Source organism: Bacillus sp. FDAARGOS_1420 (genome assembly GCF_019344915.1).
GTDB classification, from domain to species: domain Bacteria; phylum Bacillota; class Bacilli; order Bacillales; family Bacillaceae_G; genus Bacillus_A; species Bacillus_A mycoides.
Genome location: NZ_JAHWJB010000001.1, coordinates 1,340,972 through 1,358,606 on the forward strand (window position 1 = coordinate 1,340,972; position 17,635 = coordinate 1,358,606).

General features: G+C 35.9%; 20 protein-coding genes and 1 pseudogene. All 21 read left to right on the forward strand.

Features of this window, described 5'->3' with window-relative positions; all coding sequences use genetic code 11:
• Window positions 1-155 precede the first annotated feature (155 nt).
• The 21 genes and pseudogenes from I6L50_RS06995 to I6L50_RS07095 all read left to right on the forward strand — a co-directional run bounded on the left by I6L50_RS06995 (window position 156) and on the right by I6L50_RS07095 (window position 17,634).
• Window positions 156-326 carry a hypothetical protein gene (locus I6L50_RS06995; protein WP_219300959.1) on the forward strand — a complete coding sequence of 57 codons (171 nt, stop codon included), beginning with the start codon at window positions 156-158 and terminating at the stop codon, window positions 324-326.
• Window positions 326-688, forward strand: a complete 363-nt coding sequence (locus tag I6L50_RS07000) for a hypothetical protein (protein ID WP_219300960.1) — start codon at window positions 326-328, stop codon at window positions 686-688. Before I6L50_RS06995 ends, I6L50_RS07000 begins: the two co-directional genes overlap by 1 nt.
• A complete protein-coding gene (locus tag I6L50_RS07005) occupies window positions 675-899 on the forward strand; it encodes a hypothetical protein (protein WP_219300961.1) in 225 nt (74 codons plus the stop codon). The genes I6L50_RS07000 and I6L50_RS07005 overlap by 14 nt, the downstream gene beginning before the upstream one ends.
• 4 nt (window positions 900-903) lie before the next feature.
• Window positions 904-1,170 carry a hypothetical protein gene (locus I6L50_RS07010; RefSeq protein ID WP_219300962.1) on the forward strand — a complete coding sequence of 89 codons (267 nt, stop codon included), beginning with the start codon at window positions 904-906 and terminating at the stop codon, window positions 1,168-1,170.
• Window positions 1,171-1,172: 2 nt separating this feature from the next.
• Window positions 1,173-1,520 carry an HNH endonuclease gene (locus tag I6L50_RS07015; protein WP_088068584.1) on the forward strand — a complete coding sequence of 116 codons (348 nt, stop codon included), beginning with the start codon at window positions 1,173-1,175 and terminating at the stop codon, window positions 1,518-1,520.
• Between the two features lie 2 nt (window positions 1,521-1,522).
• Window positions 1,523-1,831, forward strand: a complete 309-nt coding sequence (locus I6L50_RS07020; protein WP_219300963.1) for a hypothetical protein — start codon at window positions 1,523-1,525, stop codon at window positions 1,829-1,831.
• A gap of 106 nt (window positions 1,832-1,937) precedes the next feature.
• A complete protein-coding gene (locus I6L50_RS07025) occupies window positions 1,938-2,252 on the forward strand; it encodes a hypothetical protein (RefSeq protein WP_219300964.1) in 315 nt (104 codons plus the stop codon).
• Complete coding sequence (locus I6L50_RS07030; RefSeq protein ID WP_219300965.1) at window positions 2,245-3,900, forward strand: terminase TerL endonuclease subunit; 1,656 nt, start codon at window positions 2,245-2,247, stop codon at window positions 3,898-3,900. The genes I6L50_RS07025 and I6L50_RS07030 overlap by 8 nt, the downstream gene beginning before the upstream one ends.
• 14 nt (window positions 3,901-3,914) lie before the next feature.
• Window positions 3,915-5,081 (forward strand): phage portal protein, encoded by a 1,167-nt coding sequence (locus tag I6L50_RS07035; RefSeq protein ID WP_219300966.1) that lies wholly within the window; start codon window positions 3,915-3,917, stop codon window positions 5,079-5,081.
• Window positions 5,068-5,781, forward strand: a complete 714-nt coding sequence (locus I6L50_RS07040; protein ID WP_219300967.1) for a head maturation protease, ClpP-related — start codon at window positions 5,068-5,070, stop codon at window positions 5,779-5,781. The genes I6L50_RS07035 and I6L50_RS07040 overlap by 14 nt, the downstream gene beginning before the upstream one ends.
• A gap of 42 nt (window positions 5,782-5,823) precedes the next feature.
• Window positions 5,824-6,987: a phage major capsid protein gene (locus I6L50_RS07045; RefSeq protein ID WP_219300968.1), complete on the forward strand. Its 1,164-nt coding sequence runs from the start codon at window positions 5,824-5,826 to the stop codon at window positions 6,985-6,987.
• Between the two features lie 40 nt (window positions 6,988-7,027).
• Window positions 7,028-7,135 (forward strand): annotated as a pseudogene (locus I6L50_RS35810) (hypothetical protein); the annotation flags it as partial.
• Window positions 7,128-7,424 carry a hypothetical protein gene (locus I6L50_RS07055; protein ID WP_219300969.1) on the forward strand — a complete coding sequence of 99 codons (297 nt, stop codon included), beginning with the start codon at window positions 7,128-7,130 and terminating at the stop codon, window positions 7,422-7,424. The pseudogene I6L50_RS35810 and the gene I6L50_RS07055, both read left to right, overlap by 8 nt.
• Complete coding sequence (locus tag I6L50_RS07060; protein WP_219300970.1) at window positions 7,405-7,761, forward strand: phage head-tail adapter protein; 357 nt, start codon at window positions 7,405-7,407, stop codon at window positions 7,759-7,761. Before I6L50_RS07055 ends, I6L50_RS07060 begins: the two co-directional genes overlap by 20 nt.
• A complete protein-coding gene (locus tag I6L50_RS07065; RefSeq protein ID WP_257475355.1) occupies window positions 7,754-8,155 on the forward strand; it encodes a hypothetical protein in 402 nt (133 codons plus the stop codon). Before I6L50_RS07060 ends, I6L50_RS07065 begins: the two co-directional genes overlap by 8 nt.
• Window positions 8,142-8,570 carry a hypothetical protein gene (locus I6L50_RS07070; RefSeq protein WP_219300971.1) on the forward strand — a complete coding sequence of 143 codons (429 nt, stop codon included), beginning with the start codon at window positions 8,142-8,144 and terminating at the stop codon, window positions 8,568-8,570. The genes I6L50_RS07065 and I6L50_RS07070 overlap by 14 nt, the downstream gene beginning before the upstream one ends.
• Window position 8,571: 1 nt before the next feature.
• Window positions 8,572-9,156: a phage tail protein gene (locus I6L50_RS07075; protein ID WP_219300972.1), complete on the forward strand. Its 585-nt coding sequence runs from the start codon at window positions 8,572-8,574 to the stop codon at window positions 9,154-9,156.
• 71 nt (window positions 9,157-9,227) lie between these two features.
• Window positions 9,228-9,689 carry a hypothetical protein gene (locus I6L50_RS07080; RefSeq protein ID WP_219300973.1) on the forward strand — a complete coding sequence of 154 codons (462 nt, stop codon included), beginning with the start codon at window positions 9,228-9,230 and terminating at the stop codon, window positions 9,687-9,689.
• Window positions 9,690-9,867: 178 nt separating this feature from the next.
• Window positions 9,868-14,532 carry a hypothetical protein gene (locus tag I6L50_RS07085; RefSeq protein ID WP_219300974.1) on the forward strand — a complete coding sequence of 1,555 codons (4,665 nt, stop codon included), beginning with the start codon at window positions 9,868-9,870 and terminating at the stop codon, window positions 14,530-14,532.
• Between the two features lies 1 nt (window position 14,533).
• The gene (locus I6L50_RS07090) at window positions 14,534-15,217 is read left to right on the forward strand and encodes a distal tail protein Dit (protein WP_219300975.1); all 684 of its coding nucleotides are present in this window, start codon (window positions 14,534-14,536) and stop codon (window positions 15,215-15,217) included.
• Window positions 15,217-17,634: a phage tail spike protein gene (locus I6L50_RS07095; protein WP_219300976.1), complete on the forward strand. Its 2,418-nt coding sequence runs from the start codon at window positions 15,217-15,219 to the stop codon at window positions 17,632-17,634. The genes I6L50_RS07090 and I6L50_RS07095 overlap by 1 nt, the downstream gene beginning before the upstream one ends.
• Window position 17,635: the final 1 nt, after the last annotated feature.

The following is a 17,635-nucleotide window of genomic DNA, read 5'->3' on the forward strand; positions in this document are numbered from 1 at the left end:
CTTCCAGTTACTTAATAATGCAGGAGTAGATGAATGTAGCAACATTAGGTAACTGGGAAAAGAATAAAACTTCACGTACCGCAATAGAAAGACAAATTAATAATCGAGAGAAAAGCATCCATTTGGGTGCTTTTTATTTTTGAGGAGGATGAATGATGGAAGGTAAAACATTAGTATTTAAACCTGTAAAGCAATGCAAGCTTAATCCGAATAAAATCCAAACATTAGATGATGTAATTGCTATCTTAAAAAGGGTATCGATATATACGAATAGTGAAGAAACATTAGAAGGTATTGAACATCTAATTGAAAAGGATGATGAATAATGGATAAAGAAAACTTAGGTCTCATTGAACAAACCATTCTTATTAATAAAAGAAGAGAAATTTATAAAGAACTTATAAAGCTTGCTCATTTAATAAGAGATAAGAAACATGACATTAAATTGATGGCAGGAATGTTCCGTTGTGAGGGGCAGAGTGTGGTGGAAGATTTTCTGATTGATGTTATAACATCAAATGAACTGCCTTCGGATATTGTTTTATCGGAGGAAACAGAACAGTACTTATTAACAAAAGGAATTGAAGAGTTATTGAAGACGACTCGTGAAATCGATGCGGAAAAGTTAGCTGAAAGAATTCATGAATCGGTGATTGCAAGAGGAGTGAAAGCGAATGGATTTCAATAAGCTCGAAAAAGCAATGATTGTCGGAATAATTCTTAAAGCTCTTCGCAGTAAGAAGAAAATAAAACAGTATGTGGGTTTAGAGCGGTTACCAGATTTAATTAAAGTGTTAGATGAATTGCAAGAGAGTACAACATTTGAAGATAGAGAAGAAGCTTTAACAAGTCTAATCGATAAGTTGATTGATGATTTGTTAGAGGAAGGTAAGAGGTGATGTAATGAATTGGTTAGACTTCCTTATAGGTTGTTGTGTAGGTTCTTCATTTGGGATTATATTTTGTTCTGTACAAGATATTAGATCGGTAGATAGGAAAGGAATGAAAGCGGACGGACATGTAATTTATAGATGTTTACTTTGTAAAACTGAACGTAAGTTAAAAGTCCATAAAAAAGATTATTGCGAAGTAAAGGTTTGTCCGAATTGCCTTGGAGTTTCTGTAGACGTTTTTAAAATCGCTAAGTACAAACAAGTTGGTGAGAAATAACGATGGATAAAGAACATCTTATTCAATTAATAAAAGAAGATAAGCTGATGAAGTTCTACAAATCTAAAGAATGGAGAGCTTTACGATTAAAAGCAATTGAGCGAGCTAAGAATGAATGTGAGCATTGCAAACAGGAAGGAAAGGTAACGACACGAGATACACTTGATAAACGCGGGCGTAAGACGAAGATGGATGTGAACCATATCAAACCGGTTAAGACTCATCCGCATCTTGCGTTAGAATTAGATAACCTTGAATACATTTGTGTACGTCACCATAACATTGCTGATGGTAAGGACAAGATGATTAGCAATAGTGAACCTAAGTTCATGAATGAGGAACGGTGGTAGCTATGATAATTGTGGATGGTAGTTGGACATTCGATACTGACTTAATGATTCAATACGCTGAGAAGGACGAGCGCACGTCATATGAGCGTGACATGCTTAATCAGTTCCGAAAGTATTCTTACTGGTGTTACTGCCAAATAAGAGACTGTGTGAACCCAAGAAAGTGCAAACGACTTACACTTAATGATGTTAGAGAAAGATTGCGAGAAGAAGAGAATTTAATATTTACGACAGACATTCTAAAGATTTCTAGTGAAGAAGTCTTTTTTATTTTGGATTTTATTGAAACATACTTTGAATTAGTTTCTTAAACACCCCCCCGGTCAAAAAGTTTGGCTTTTAGTAGGAGGACCATTCAACGGGGGGAGGAGAGCGGTAAAAACATATTTTGATTTTTTTATGGAATGGGGGGTACCTATGAGGAAACTAGCGAAAAAAATGCAAATCAAGGAAGATTTATTACAACAATTGGGAATCGTAGAAATGGACAATGCGGTATACATGGATCTTGTTGATAAATACATGGCAATGTGGGATGCAGCAAAAGCATTAGAAAGAGAATGGAAAAAGGAAAGAATGGTTTCATGGGACAACGGTGGTGGACAAAGAGGGTCGAAGCCTAACCCTGCCGGAAAAGAATATCGTGAGACGATTAAAAGTATGACAGAGCTGCTTAAGAAAATGGGCTTGGAAAGTGTACCAAGGGAAGAGGGTGGTGAAGAAGATGTATAACTATCATCCATACATTGATGATTATATGAGAATGGTGGAACAGGGAGAAATAGAGGCTTGTAAAGAGCAAAAACAACTCATGGAATTTTTACGTTGGAAGCTAGAGCAACCAGGTGTTGTGATTGATGCAGAAGCGATTGAAAATTCAGTGCGTGTTCCAGAAAAGTATTTTCCATTCGAATTATTTACATGGCAAAGGTTTTGTAATGCATTTATTTATGGCGTCAAATATGAAAATGGTTCGTTACTGTTTAATCGGTTTTTTATGTTACTGGGGCGTGGAGCTGGAAAGAACGGTTATATTGCTTATAACTGTTTTCATATGATGACGGGACATCATGGGATACGAAATTATGATATAGATATTGTAGCAACATCAGAAAAACAAGCGAAAACGTCGTTTGAAGATGTCTACAATGTGTTAGATCATCCGGCGTTTTCTAAGAAGATGAAAAAGATATTTTATAAATCGAAGATGCTCATTCAACATCGGAAAACGAAATCCAAGTTAGAATTTAATACATCAAATGCTCGAACAAAAGATGGTAAGCGTAGCGGTGTCGTCATTTTCGATGAAATTCATGAATATGAGAATTATGATAGTGTGAAAGTTTTTACATCGGGATTAGGAAAGAAAAAAGACCCAAGAACATTTTATATTACAACAGATGGAAGGGTACGTGGTGGTGTATTAGATGATTTAAAAGAAGAAGCGCAAAAAGTGCTGAATAAAGAACTCCCACAATCAACACTATTTCCTTTTATTTTTAAATTGGATCATGAATCAGAAGTAGATAATGAGGAAATGTGGGAGAAAGCAAACCCATCTTACCCGTATAACGAAAATTTACAGCATGAGATGAAACAGGAATATCATGATATGCAGCATAACAGTTCTTTTCGCATGGAATTCATGACAAAGCGCATGAACCTTCCAGTGGAAGATGTGTTAAAAGAGGTGGCAACCTATGAAGATCGTTTAGCGACAGATCAGCCATTTCCTGAAAATGCGAAGGGAATAGAATGTATGGGCGCTGTAGATTTTGCACAAATCAGAGACTTTTGTTCAGTAGGCATTCTATTTAAAAAAGGTGGGAAGCGGTATTGGCTACAGCATACCTTTATGCATCATACAGCACCCCAGTTACAAGATATCAATCGGGATATTCTTGCGCTTGCGATGGAAAAAGGGTTACTGACGGTTGTGTATGATGCATCCATTAGCGCAGAGCATGTATTAAATTGGTTTGTCATGATGAATAAGAAATATCGTATTAAAAAAGTTAGCATGGATTTATATCGATCTTCTATTTTAAAAGAAGTATTGGAAGAGGCAGGATTTGAAGTTGAAATTGTCCGTCGTGGTCCAGCAACCCATAGTAAATTAGCTCCACTGGTAGAAGAAATATTTATTAAACGTACCATTGTCTTTGGAGATGATCCATTGATGCGCTGGTATGTAGGAAATGTTTATAAAGAAGAGAAAATGAACGGCAATATTGAATATAAAAAGGTTGATAAAGAGAAGCGGAAAACGGATGGTTTTTTCGCTTTTTTACATGCGCTAAATTGCGATAGTGAATTAAAAGAGTCAAGTACGTTAACGAAAGAAAATATCAAAAAATTATTCAAAGTATTTAGCGTATAGTAGGTGGTGAGAATATGGGATTACGAGAATGGATACGAGGTTTTTTTGGAAGTAACAAGGCCCTTACGTTAGATTCATGCTGTTATGAGTTAGGAATTGATTATTTCTATAAAAGACTAGCTGTAGAAAGTTGTATTGATTTAATTGCGAACGCAGTAACAAGGTGTGAATTTCAAACCTTTGAAAAAGGGAAAGAAAAACGTGGTGAAAACCATTATTTGCTCAATGTACAGCCTAATCAAAATCAAAATGCATCAGAATTTATGCATAGCTTAGTTAATCATTTAATGATGGACAATGAGTGCGTAGTGATCATGCAAGATAAACAATTGTATATAGCTGATTCTTTTAACACTACTAAGTTTGCATTAAAAGAAAACATATATACTGACATAACAATTGAAGACTTTACTTTTGAAAAATCATTTCATGAATCAGAAGTATTTCACTTTAAATTAAACGATCGTAATATCATGCAAGTTATAGAGGGCATGTACGGTAGTTTTGGGAAATTGCTTGCGTCATCCATTGATTATTATAAAAGAAAAAACAATATACGTCTGTTAATTAAGGGAGAATTTATCAGACCACAGGATGAAGCAACGCAAGAAGCGATTAATGACATGTTTGAAAATCAATTAAAGAGTTGGTTTAACGCTGATAAAGTGGGTTCCGCTTTTCAATTGCAAGAGGGTTATGTTTTCGAAGATATGAGCGATAGTAAAAATGGTGTCGCCAATACTAGTACAAGTCGTGATATTAGCGACTTAATCCATGACATATTTAGTTATGTAGCAACGGCTTTTCATGTACCTATCGGCATTTTAAAAGGCGATGTGGCTGATATTGAAAAACAGATGGATTCATTTCTAGCATTCTGTATCAATCCAATTGCTGAATTGATACAAGATGAATGTAATCGAAAGATGTATACAAAAGAAGAGTATTTAAAAAGAACATATTTAAAAATGGATACAACCAAGATAAAAGTTGTAGATATCACGAAAATGGCAACCGCAATGGATAAATTATTTGCGATTGGTGGTCTAACAATGAATGACGTCATCATGATGCTTGGAAAAGAGCCGATTGATGAAGAATGGGCAGATAGACGACATGTAACGAAAAACTATCAAGAAGCTGATTCACTAGGAGGAGGTGAAAAGAATGAGACATTATAAAAATGAAAAATATAATCACCTAGCTCATGTGCAACATGCATTTAGAGCCGAAGCAAAAGCGGATTCGCTGGACATAACGATTTATGGTGATATTGGTGAATCATGGTGGAGTGACTCCACATCGGCGGTTGATATTGAAAAAACATTAAAAGCTACTTCCGCAAATGTTATTCATATCAATCTGAATAGTCCTGGTGGGGATGTATTTGATGGGATTGCAATTTATAACCAACTAAAAAACCACTCGGCAAAAGTTATCATTACCGTAGATGGATTGGCAGCGAGTGCCGCATCTATTATTGCGATGGCAGCAGATGAATTAATTATGAATACAGGTTCTATGTTAATGATTCATGAGGCTTCCACGTGGACTTGGGGAACCAAGCTAGACATTCGTAAAACATTGAATGCTCTTGAAGGAATTGACAAGTCGCTTGCGGATATTTATATGACTCGTTATGAAGGGGAACGTTCAGAAATTGAGACGATGATCGCGAATGAAACATGGTTTACCGCAAATGAAGCAGTAGAATTTGGATTGGCTCACAAGGTAAATGAACATGTGGAAAATAATGAATTGATAGATCCAGAGGAGTTTAAAAATAATATTCTACAAAAATTTCGAAATAAAAATAAACAGAATGAACCAGCAGTAGCAAGTGCAAATCAAAATATACTTAATAAATTTAAGCGCGCGTAAAGCAGTGCTTTTTTTATTGTCTTACAAACAGGAGGGAATAAGATGACTATTAGAAATTTAGATCGTCCAGTAATCGAAAATAAAGATCTACAGATTATTAATGTGCAAGAAGCACTTGAAACAGGAGATGCACAGGTAGTAGCAGCACGTATCGTTGCAAATATGGAAAATAACATGCAGCATTTCCAAGGTATGATGAATGATGTAATCAGTGAAGCACAACAAGCGAAAAATGAAAATTGGGATGCACAAGTATTGGCTTCCCGTGGTGTACGTATTTTAACAAATGACGAAAAAAAATTCTACAATGCAGCAATTGAGGTGAATTCATTTAATGAAACGCATAAATTAATGCCACCGACTATTTTTGAGCGTGTTTTTGAAGAGTTAGAAAAAGAACATCCATTATTATCCCTTGTTAACTTCCAAACAGTAGGGGCAACTACGCAATGGATTGTAAGAAAAGAAGGGGCGGCTTCAGCGTATTGGGGCGATGTATGTGATGAAATTAAAGAAATGATTGATGAAGGATTTACAACAATTGATCAAGGAATGTACAAACTGAGTGGATTTTTAGTTGTATGTAAAGCGATGTTCGAATTAGGTCCAGAATGGTTAGATAAATATGTCCGTACATTTATGAAAGAAGTTGTAGCTGAAGAATTAGAAAGAGTTATTGTTATGGGTACAGGAAAAAAACAACCAATAGGTATGATTAAAGATTTAAAGGGTTCTGTAAAAGATGGGATTTACCCAGATAAAGAGAAAGTAGTTTTAGCAGACTTTACACCTGTGACTATTGGCAAAAAAATCTTAGCTCCTACAACAAAAGATGGGACGAAACGATATACAGGTGTAACACTCATTGTGAATCCTTTAGATTATGCGACAAAATTCTTCCCAATTGGTGCGAAGCAAAAAGATGATGGTACTTGGACATATGATAACTTTGGTGTACCAGGCTTAACTATTGTTCAATCACCAGCTGTTCCATTAAACACTATGATTTCTGGAAAACCAAAAGATTACTTTATGGGTGTTGCTTCAAAACAAGAATTAGTTGCGGATGATACGGTTCGTTTAATTCAAGATCAACGTTTATATCTAATCCGTCAACTTGCAAATGGTCGTCCATTAGATCATGATTCATTCACAGTATTTGACATTACAGCACTTGAACCAAAAGTAGGACCGACAACTCCCTAATCAATCCTCTCTAAGTGAGAGGGGAAATTATTCAGCTTTAACAAAAGTAGAAATTCAATTTCTTTTAGATCAGCAAGGCATTGAATATAAATCAAGTGCAACTAAGGCCGAACTAATCACTTTATTAGAAGGTGATGCGAATGGATGAGCTTTTACAAGATTTAAAAGACGTTCTTAGAATCACTTGGAATGAAGAGGACGCTAATTTGATAAAACTTTTGAATAAAGGAAAGGCGTATTTGTTTAGTTTAACGAATGTGTCTTTTGATTTTTCAAAAGAAGAATGGCCAAAGGAGCTATTGTTAGAACGATGTCGTTATGTATATAACAATGCCGGTGATGAATTTGAAAAGAATTATAAAAATGAATTATCCCGGCTGATTTTAGATGTAGCGTTAGGAAAAGTTGGTGTGATTCATGGTTCTAAAAGCGTATAGAGAAACTTTTAACGATGGTTTTTTGCAATATGGTTATAAAAAGACGGAGCGCTCTGAAGCGGGGAAACGAATAGGTGAGGAGTTTCATGCAGAAGGAAAACTCGCCTATAAAGAGATGTCTTTTCGAGACAGTGATTACCAAATGGTTGGTGTGTTAACAACGGGGTTGGATTTAAAAGTTAAAACATTATATCCACCTTCATTTAGAAAGAAAAATAAAAATAAACTCAAGGTATTAATGGATGGAATCGAATATGACGTAATTAAAACGGATCATGATTCTAACAAACAATACCTTTTCTTTTATTTACAGCAGGCGGTGAAATCTCGTGAATGAAAAATCTAAAAAGCTAATGAAGGAACAGAGAAAGGGTATTAAAAGAACTCTTGAAGATGGATTTAGTCTTTTAGTTGTTGAGGGTGAATTAGCAGAAGATGAAGAATCTCAATTAACAGACGATGGATACAATTGTTTTATTTTAGAATATGGTGAGTTTCAACCATCTTCAAATGAACGTACAATTACTCAAACTATTTATATTAGCTATTTATCTGAAAATCAGGATGATTTAGATGAGCAGGTCATTGATATTATTTCATGGATTGGCACGGTGAAAATGGTATCCTTCGTAGTTTCTAGAAGTGATCGTCTTCAAGTGAAAGATACAGATCGTTATATTGATCGTGTTGTTTTTACGTTTAAGCGGGTGATTCCACTTGAGTGCATTTGAGCTTGATTATGAAGTAATAGAAAAGCTTGAAGAAAAAATGCGGGTTTTACCAAATAAGATGGAACCAACAATTAATACCATTCTTCATACGGATGGTATACGAATTGCGACAGAAGAGATTACAAAGCTTATTCCGGTATCTCGTTCTAAATGGAGTGTTCGAAATAAGACACATGCTAAAGATAGCAACTGGTCAAAAAATGAAAAGATGAATTTAGGCTTTAAGATATTGGCCCGTGGTGGAGCATCTAATAAAAAAGGATCGTTTGGTTATCTAGTTTTCCCAAATGAAGGCAGAGGTTCGCATAATCCGGTAGAAAAACGATTCGCAGAGCGTGGGATACAAAATGCTAGACCAAGAATTTTAGAAGAATTACACAAAGGTGTAGATAAAGTATTAGAGGAGGAATTATAAGATGGTTAAAGTAATTGAAGAATTTGATTCCATGTCGATTGTGAATGCGAGTATTCAATTCAAGAAGAAAGGTACGCAAGAGCCAGGAGCAAAATTTGGATGTATAGGGACGATTGAAGGAGAACCAGAAAGCAAGGAAATGAAAAAAACATGTGGTGGCGTGACACTGAAAAAGAAATCAAAGACCACGGAACTTAAAATTACTGTTTCAGCTCACATTCCTGTTAAAGTAGCAAGAGATTATTTTGGTTTTAATACAACTGGATTAAAGCCGGGTGTATGGGCGTATGGGAGTGGTTCAAAAGGATATGATTTTGCATTTACGGCGGATGTAGTAGACGAGTTTGAAGATGTTGTAAAACTAATTGCGTTTCCAAATTGTTCAAACTCTACTGGCTTTAAATTCTCAATTGCGAGTGGGGAAGAGGAATTGGCGATGATGGAATTAGAATTTACAGCCTTACCGGATGATTTAAAGAATTTCTATTATGAAGCGTTTGTGGATGAATTATCGGATGCAACGGTCGCTCAAAAATGGCATACACAATTTAACTCAACTCTTATCAAAGGAACGAATCCAGCATAAGGCCCCAGCTTTAAATGGGGCTTTTTCTATTGAATTTAAATAAGCGAAACATGAAAGTGAGGAAGTAATAGATGAAAGTACAAAAAATAACACTAAAAGAAGCGGAATTTGTAGAAGTAGAAGCTGAGTATGAACAACGTTTTGTTAATAAACAGAACTATCCGGCATTTTTAACAAATTATGCTTTAAAAAGGGGACAAGAAGAAGGGCTTGTTACTAGTTCAATTATTGCTGATATTGTAAAATTCCAAGCTTTAGATGGGCTAAGAAATGAGGATAATAAAGATTTATCCGCATTAGAACAAATTGATCAAACAAGTATCCATAAAGTGATTTATATGGCGTTTAGAGGAGCAAATCCTAAAGAGGAGTTAACATTTGATGATTTCTTACAGAAGTATCATGATTCATTAGCAGAATCTATGGAGTTATATACCAAGCTTGTTGTTGATGTAATCAGTCAAGATCCAAATCAATTTGCCATAGCATTCCAAAAAAGCACAAATAGTGGCGGTAACAGTGAAAAAAAGTAAAAAATCCAGACATTAAGATCGAATGTGTGGAAGATAAATACGTTTTGTATTGCCTAGTCTCTGGAATAGATCCAGAGACTTTTTGGCATGAGCCAATTTCGTCTGTTGAGCGTATTTACGCAGGGATTACAGCGTTTGAATCATGGCGTAACAAGCCCAAGTAAAGGTAGGTGAGAAAATGGCAAGAAATAATTCGGAAGTTGAAGTTATATTTAAAGCGCAAAATAAAGATTTTAATGATGCTATGAAGGGTATGAATCAGGAAACTAAAAAACTTCGTCAAGAAATGAAATTACAAGAAGAGCAGATGAAGTTAAATGCTACTGATTCGGAAAAATTACAAGCAAAGCTTCAAAATCTTTCTGGGCAATATGCAGTTGCACAAAGGGCGACGCAAGCAACGGCTGAACATTTGCAACGTGCTAAAGAATTGTACGGGGAAAATTCGACTGTTGTAGCAAAGTTGGAATCAAAACTACGAAGTCAGCAAATAACAGAACAACAGTTAGCAAATAGTATGAAACAAACTTCTGAAAGTTTAAAACAGGCGAGAGATGCTGAACAGGAAAGAACAAGTGAGACAGCTAAAGCGGCTCAAAAACTGAAAGAACTAAAAGAACAGGAAGAGAAGTTGCAATCTTCTCTTTCTAAGTTAAATGCTCAATATGAGCTTCAAAAAGCTAAACTTGGTGAAAATGCTTCAGAGGCAGAGAAGTTACGTTTAAAAATAGAGAACTTAGGGGAGCAACATACTGTTGCAGCTAGTAAAGTACAAAACTATCAGAAACAGTTAGATCAAGCCCAACAGAAGTATGGAGAAAATTCTAGTGAAATCCAAAGATATGAAACACAGCTTATACAAGCTAAGGCAGCAGAACAGCAGTTGCAGAATCAATTAAGTGCAACGAATAGAAGCTTACAAGAGCAAGAAAATGCAACGAAGCAATTAAAAACCTTCTTTAATGCCACTGAAACGAGCATAGATCATTTTGCAAATGCATTAGGGAATAATCTCACAAACGCAATACGAAGTGGTACAGCGACGGCTAGGCAGTTAGAACAAGCCATTCATATCATTGGTCGTGAAGCGTTAGGTTCAGAAGCCGATATAGAGAAATTACAGCGATCTCTTCGTTCTATGGATGATGGTAATTCCATACAACAAGTTCGAAATGACTTGAGAGACCTTTCACGTGAAGCTGAGAGAGCATCGCACAGTTTCAAAGAATTAGATATTGGTTTAGAAAATATGCTAGGTGGATTAATGGCTGGTGGTGGTATATCAGGAGCCATTGAGCAAGCGCTTGATACTTCTAAGCTAAAAACAAAAATTGACGTTTCTTTTGAAGTTCCAGCATCCTCTAAAAAATCGGTAGAAGAAGCGGTTCGTGGTGTTGAAGCCTATGGTGTTGATGTGGAAGAAGCACTGGAGGGTACACGTAGACAGTGGGCATTAAATAAAACCGTCAGTGATAAAGCTAATGCTTCCATTGTAAAAGGAGCAGGAGCGATTGCAAGTGCTTATGCAGGTATAGATTTTACTGAGCTAATTCAAGAAGCAAATGAAATTGGTAATGAATTAGGAATAACCAGTGATACGGCATTAGGATTAACGAATCGACTGTTGAAAATCGGGTTCCCTCCTGAGCAATTGGACATTATCGCTGAATATGGTGGACAGCTAACGCGTGCTGGATATCGGGCTGAAGAAGTACAAGCAATTATGGAGGCTGGTGTTGAAACAGGTACTTGGAATATTGATAATTTGCTAGATGGATTGAAGGAAGGGCGAATTAGAGCCGCTGAATTTGGTAAAGAAGTCCCTAAAGCACTTCAAGATTTACTTAAAGGCACAAAAATTTCTACTGAACAAATGCAAAAATGGGGTAAAGCTGTAGCTGAAGGTGGTAGAGGCGGTTCAGTTGCCATGACTGAAATAGCAAAGGCTTTGGATGGTGTTGAAGATGCAACGCAGAAAAATTTAATAGGTGCCCAAATTTTCGGGACAATGTACGAAGATCAAGGACAAAACATTACGAATACACTCATTGGTGCTCAAGACAAGGTTGTTGATCTAAACAAGAATCAAGAACAGCTAAATGAAACGATAAGGAAAATGGATGCTAGCCCAGCGGTGAAATTTAAAAAGGCTATGAACGACTTGAAAATGGCACTTGAGCCTGTCTTGGGAGTAATTGCAGATGTAATTAGTGCTTTTGCGGGCTTTGTATCAGAACATCCAGCATTATCGGCAGCTATAACAACAATTGTAACCGCGCTTGGAATCCTAGTTGGAGCATGTATGGCGTTAGCCCCAGTATTTGTCACCTTATCCAGTATAGCTGGGATAATGGGTGTAAGTATTGGGGCTGTTGCTGGTCCAGTTGCATTGGTAGTTGGTGGAGTAATAGCCGCATCCGCAGCTATTACTGGACTGATTATTTGGATGCGAAATTTATGGCAGACCAATGAAGGATTCAAAAATAGCATAACTGGTGTGATTTCAGGAGTACAGAGCTTTATTGAAGTATTATCTTCACTAAGTAAATATTTATTTTACACGGCTGTTGATGGGGACTATTTAAATGATTGGATTACTCATTTGCCAAAAGGATTTCAAGATGCGGCTGAAATAATAGGATTGGCAGTTAGTAAAATACGTGAAGCATGCCTTCGTCTATTTGATGCTGTAAAAGCTGTTTTTTCAGGAGACTTTAGTCAAATAGGAGAGATTTTCAAAACAATTGGTCCTACTATAGCAGGTGCAATTGTTGGTGGGATTCCCGGTGTTCTTATTTCTGTATCTCGTTATTTGCCAGCGATTGCAGAATATTTGAATGCAAACTCAGGAATTATCCTTGAAGCTATTACAAGTATTTTCACTAACATTGCTAATTTCGTAACAACAGTATTACCGCAATTTCTTGAAACTGGATCACAAATGATTTCAAGTCTTGTGAATGGGTTTATGACAGCAGCGCCAATCATACTTGAGGCGATAGTCGGCATAATTAATACGATTTCGCAAACAATTGCTACCTATCTTCCTATGATTGTTCAAACTGGAATTCAAATTATACAGACCTTAATCACAGGCATTGTACAAGTTTTACCTTCTATCATAGAAACAGGTTTACAACTCATAATGACATTAATAAATGCGATTCTGAGTATGATTCCACAATTAATCCCTATAGCAGTACAAATTATTCAAACAATTAATAATGGAATTATGTCTTTCTTACCGCAGTTAATTGAAATGGGAATAAACTTGTTGGTTTCTCTTATAACAGGTATTACGCAAGCACTACCAATGATTGCGTTAGCAATCATTACAGTTGTTACTACTCTGATTGAAGCCATCACAGCAAATTTACCTATGATTATTGAAGCTGGAGTTAAAGTTTTAATTAGCTTAATAGATGGAATCATTAAAATGCTACCGCAACTTATAGATTTAGCAATCAATCTTATAACCAAAGTAGCGGATACATTACTAGCAAACTTACCTAAAATAATTGAATCCGGTATAAAAATTCTAATGGCCATTATCGATGGAATTGTACAAGTGCTACCGCAGCTTATTAATGCGGCATTAGATTTAATTTTTAAAATAGCATCCACTTTAATTGCGAACTTGCCGAAGATCCTTGAAGCGGGCGTAAAAATCTTACTTATGTTGATTGCTGGTATTGTAAAAGTTATACCAGATTTAATTGCGGCAGCACTAAAGCTTATTATTACTTTAGCAGGGGAGCTCATTAAGAATTTACCGAAGATACTTGAAGCTGGTGTTCAACTGATTTGGGCTTTAATAAAAGGGATTGTCAGTATGGTTGGGAAATTAGGTTCTACAATCGTGACAGATATTGTACCGAAGATTGTTGATACATTAAAGAAGATTGATTTATTCAAGATAGGTAAAGATATTATAAGTGGATTGATAGACGGTCTAGGTAGTATGGCTGGCAAAGTGTTAAATAAGGTGAAATCTATTGGTAACGATATTCTTGACGGTTTTACTTCCTTCTTCGACATCCATAGTCCATCTCGAAAGATGAGGGATCAGGTTGGTAAACAAGTTGGTGCCGGGCTTGCTGTTGGTATGGAACAATCAATGTCAACGGTTCTTGCGGCGGCTAAAAACTTAGCAAATTCAGTGTATACGGTATTAGAAACTACGTTAAACACTTTCAATAGCTCCACTTTAAACGACATGATGAATAATAATCCTCTTCGGAGTTATTTTGAAGCAATTTTATATGATGGAGATTATCTTAATGATTGGATTACTCATTTACCAGTTGATATGAGAGATGCATTACAAGCAGTTGGTAAAGAATTAGAACAGTTCACTCTCGATGGAGTAGAAGACGATAGTCCTATTGCGCGGTATATTCGTAGCATATTAGAGGGCGGGGACCCGGCTCAAGATATACTAAGAGAATTTAACAATTCAAATAAATGGCTAGAAGTTGGTAAAAAAATAGCTGGTTTCAGAGAGCAAATTTTTAAAGACTTTTATAATGCTCCAAACCAAAAGTCAACCAAAGGTAATGTTCTACAATCCGCACTTAATAACATTTCAAACATGGTTGATGATACTTTTAAAAAGTTAAATTTATATGGAATAAATAAACAAGATAACATCGCTTCTAATCTGTCTACATTAGCGACAAGAGCAGTTCAACCGATTGTTCAACAAATTGATAGTGGTCCTGTAGAAATTAATTTTTATAACACAATTAATAATGAACGTGATGTTGATCGTATGTTTGAAAAAGCAAATGATTGGTTTGCTGAGCGTGGCCGTAATGTAAAAATAGGAATAGGGAGGACTTAAATTGCTAGACATAGGAATTGATAAGCAGTTAGCAAGTGACTATGGAATATGTATGGTAGAACGCCCTGTTATTCCTACAGCAGAACAAGAAGTAGAACATATTGAAGTGCCAGGTAGACATGGTTCACTTACAAAAAAAGGGGCGTTCAAAGATGTCCCTTTAAAAATAAAGTTCAATTTACTTGAAGAAGAGAATATAAAACCATTAATTCGACGTATGAAAGCTTGGTTGATGAATGGAAAGACATTATATTTTACTGACGATGACGTGTATCGAAAAATTAAACATGTTGCAATAGGTGATATTGTAAATGAAATGGAAGAACACGGTGAATTTGAAGTCGCTTTTACACTTGATCCATTTGAGTATACGGAAGATGAAAACATAATGCTGAGTACTCCAGGATCTATTTATAATCCGGGTACAATGGAAGCGCCCCCGATGTTGTTCGTTGCAGGGAATGGAACATTTCGAATTTTCATCAATGGTGTTTCTTTACAAATTAAAGATGTAAATGGTTCTGTCGTAATAGATGCAGAATTATTAGAGGCATACAGTGGTACAGTACCAATGAATGATAAAATGATTGGGGATTTTCCACAACTTCAAGTAGGAGAAAATAAAATAGAGTGGTCAGGAGCTATTCAATTTATTTCAATTCAACCAAGATGGAGATATAAATAATGATTACTTTATATAAATCAAATGAAACAGATTTTACGCATAACGGAATCGGTGTTCTAGATAAACATATTTACAGTGCAACTGTTGAGGAAGAACTCAACGGTCTATTTGTTTTTAATTTCAACTATCCTTTATTTGCTCCATATGGAACAAAGATTGACGGAATGAGCATTATAAAAGTTCCTACTCCTGATGGAAATCAACTATTCCGCGTGGTAACTCCTAAAGTGAGCATGGGGGAAGTCAAAGCGGTTTGTTACCATGTTTTTTATGATTTAACGGAAAACTTGATTGAAGATATATTTATTCAGCCTACGAATGGTAGTGCGGCTATGGCTAGGTTATCATCAGGTTGCCAATATAAGCATCCTTTTACTTTTTATTCTGACGTAACGAATATATCTACCGCACGTATTGTTCGAAAGAATCCAGTTGAAGCAATGTTGGATACGAGCCAAGATAACTCATTCGTAAATCGATGGGGTGGGGAATTAAAAAGAGATAACTTTGATGTTAAGATGTTGAAAAGTCGAGGAGCTAATCGTGGGGTGGTGATTCGGCATAAAAAAGATTTGCTAGGATATGAAGGAAGTGTGGACTGGAAAAGTCCTACTACCCGAATTATGCCACAAGGGTTTGATGGGTTATTATTACCAGAAAAATATGTAGATAGCCCACTGATTAATAAGTATCCGCATCCGAGAATCCGGGTTGTTGAATTTAATCATATAAAAGCGGCTATCGGTAAAAATGAGAATGATGAAGATGCACTACCTGTAGAAGAAGCATATAGAAGGTTACGTCAAGCCGCTAAAGATATGTTTGATATTCAGATGGTAGATCAACCGAAAGCGACATATAAGGTTGAATTTCAAGAACTGTCTCAAACAGAGGAGTATAAAGAGTACAAGATTTTACAACGTGTTTGGATGGGAGATATCGTTACTGTTCAACACGTAGAAGATGGTATTGATGTTCAAGCGAAAGTAATTGCTTACAAATATGACCCAATAAAAAAAGAGTATATCAATGTAACCATTGGTAACTTTAAAGAATCTTTTACAGATATGTCTGGTAAAGTAGATCAAATGCAACAAGATTTATCAAATATGCCAGGATCTTTACTTGATGCAGCGAAAGAAAATGCAACGAAACTTATTAATTCTGGATTTGGTGGAAATGTACGTGTTTATCCTGATCGGATTTTAATTATGGATACGAAAAATGAAATGACAGCCGCAAAAGTTTGGCAGTGGAACATAAATGGATTAGGTTATTCATCAAATGGAGTAAATGGACCTTATGAAATAGCAATGACAAAAGACGGGCGCATTGTTGCGGATTTCATTACTACTGGAGTATTGAATGGTGATTTGATTCGAGGTGGAGAAATATCGGGAACCACTTTGAGGTCTGCGAATGATTCTAATTATGTTTCTATTACCAAACAATTTATTCGGTTAATGGAATCATATATCACTCGAATTTTTATGGGGTATTATATAAATAAAAATAATGTCATGCAACCCACTATTGTATTAGGTGGCAACAATGATATAACAGCAACGCAAGGTGCAGTGTTAGTTTATCAGCTAGATGGTTCTCCGAAGTCAGGAGGAATAGGAATATCGAATGGATATCAAAATGGTGATCCGACAAGGGTCTATTTTTCAGCATCTCTTGCGTTTAATCAAAAAGGACATGCGGAACTAAGTTCGGATCAAAGCTTAGAACTGGAGTCAAAAGAATCCTATGCTTCTTTGAAGTGTCAAAATAATCTTTTCTTGGAAAGTAAAGCAGGTGGTGCTTATTTCACTGCAAAAGAAGGGTTTAACTTTCGCCAAAATGGAGATCGAATTGTGGATTTGAAGTTGACACCTGGTGGAGATAGTGACATCGTATTTCAGAACATCTTATTACGGAATAACAGAAATTATGAAAGTACCTATGTGCAAGTGAAAAGTGGTGGAGGTACTTATTTTAATGGTGTTTTAGCATCTGATTTTAAGGTGTCTTCTAAAAAGAAATATAAAACAAATATACGTGATATTACATTTGATGCGTTAGAGAAGGTAATGGGTTGGGAAATTAAACAGTATAATCTTAAGACAGAAGTAGCCGAGCTGTATGATATGCGTATGAAGCGTAAAGAAGGAGATCCAATCCTTACAACAAATGATATTACAGCTCATTATGGAATTGTAATTCCGGATGAATCAAAAGAAAATGGTGTTGGCATATATGGAATGATTTCGCAGACTGTTAAAGCATTTCAGGAGTATGTAACCAAAACAGATGCTAGACTCGAAGAATTAGAGCCAATACAACCTAAAGGGAATATAAAACACAGGAACAAAGTAAAACGTCAGAGAAGACCGCCTAGACGCGTGAAAAGGAATAGTTTGAGAGAGGTGTAGT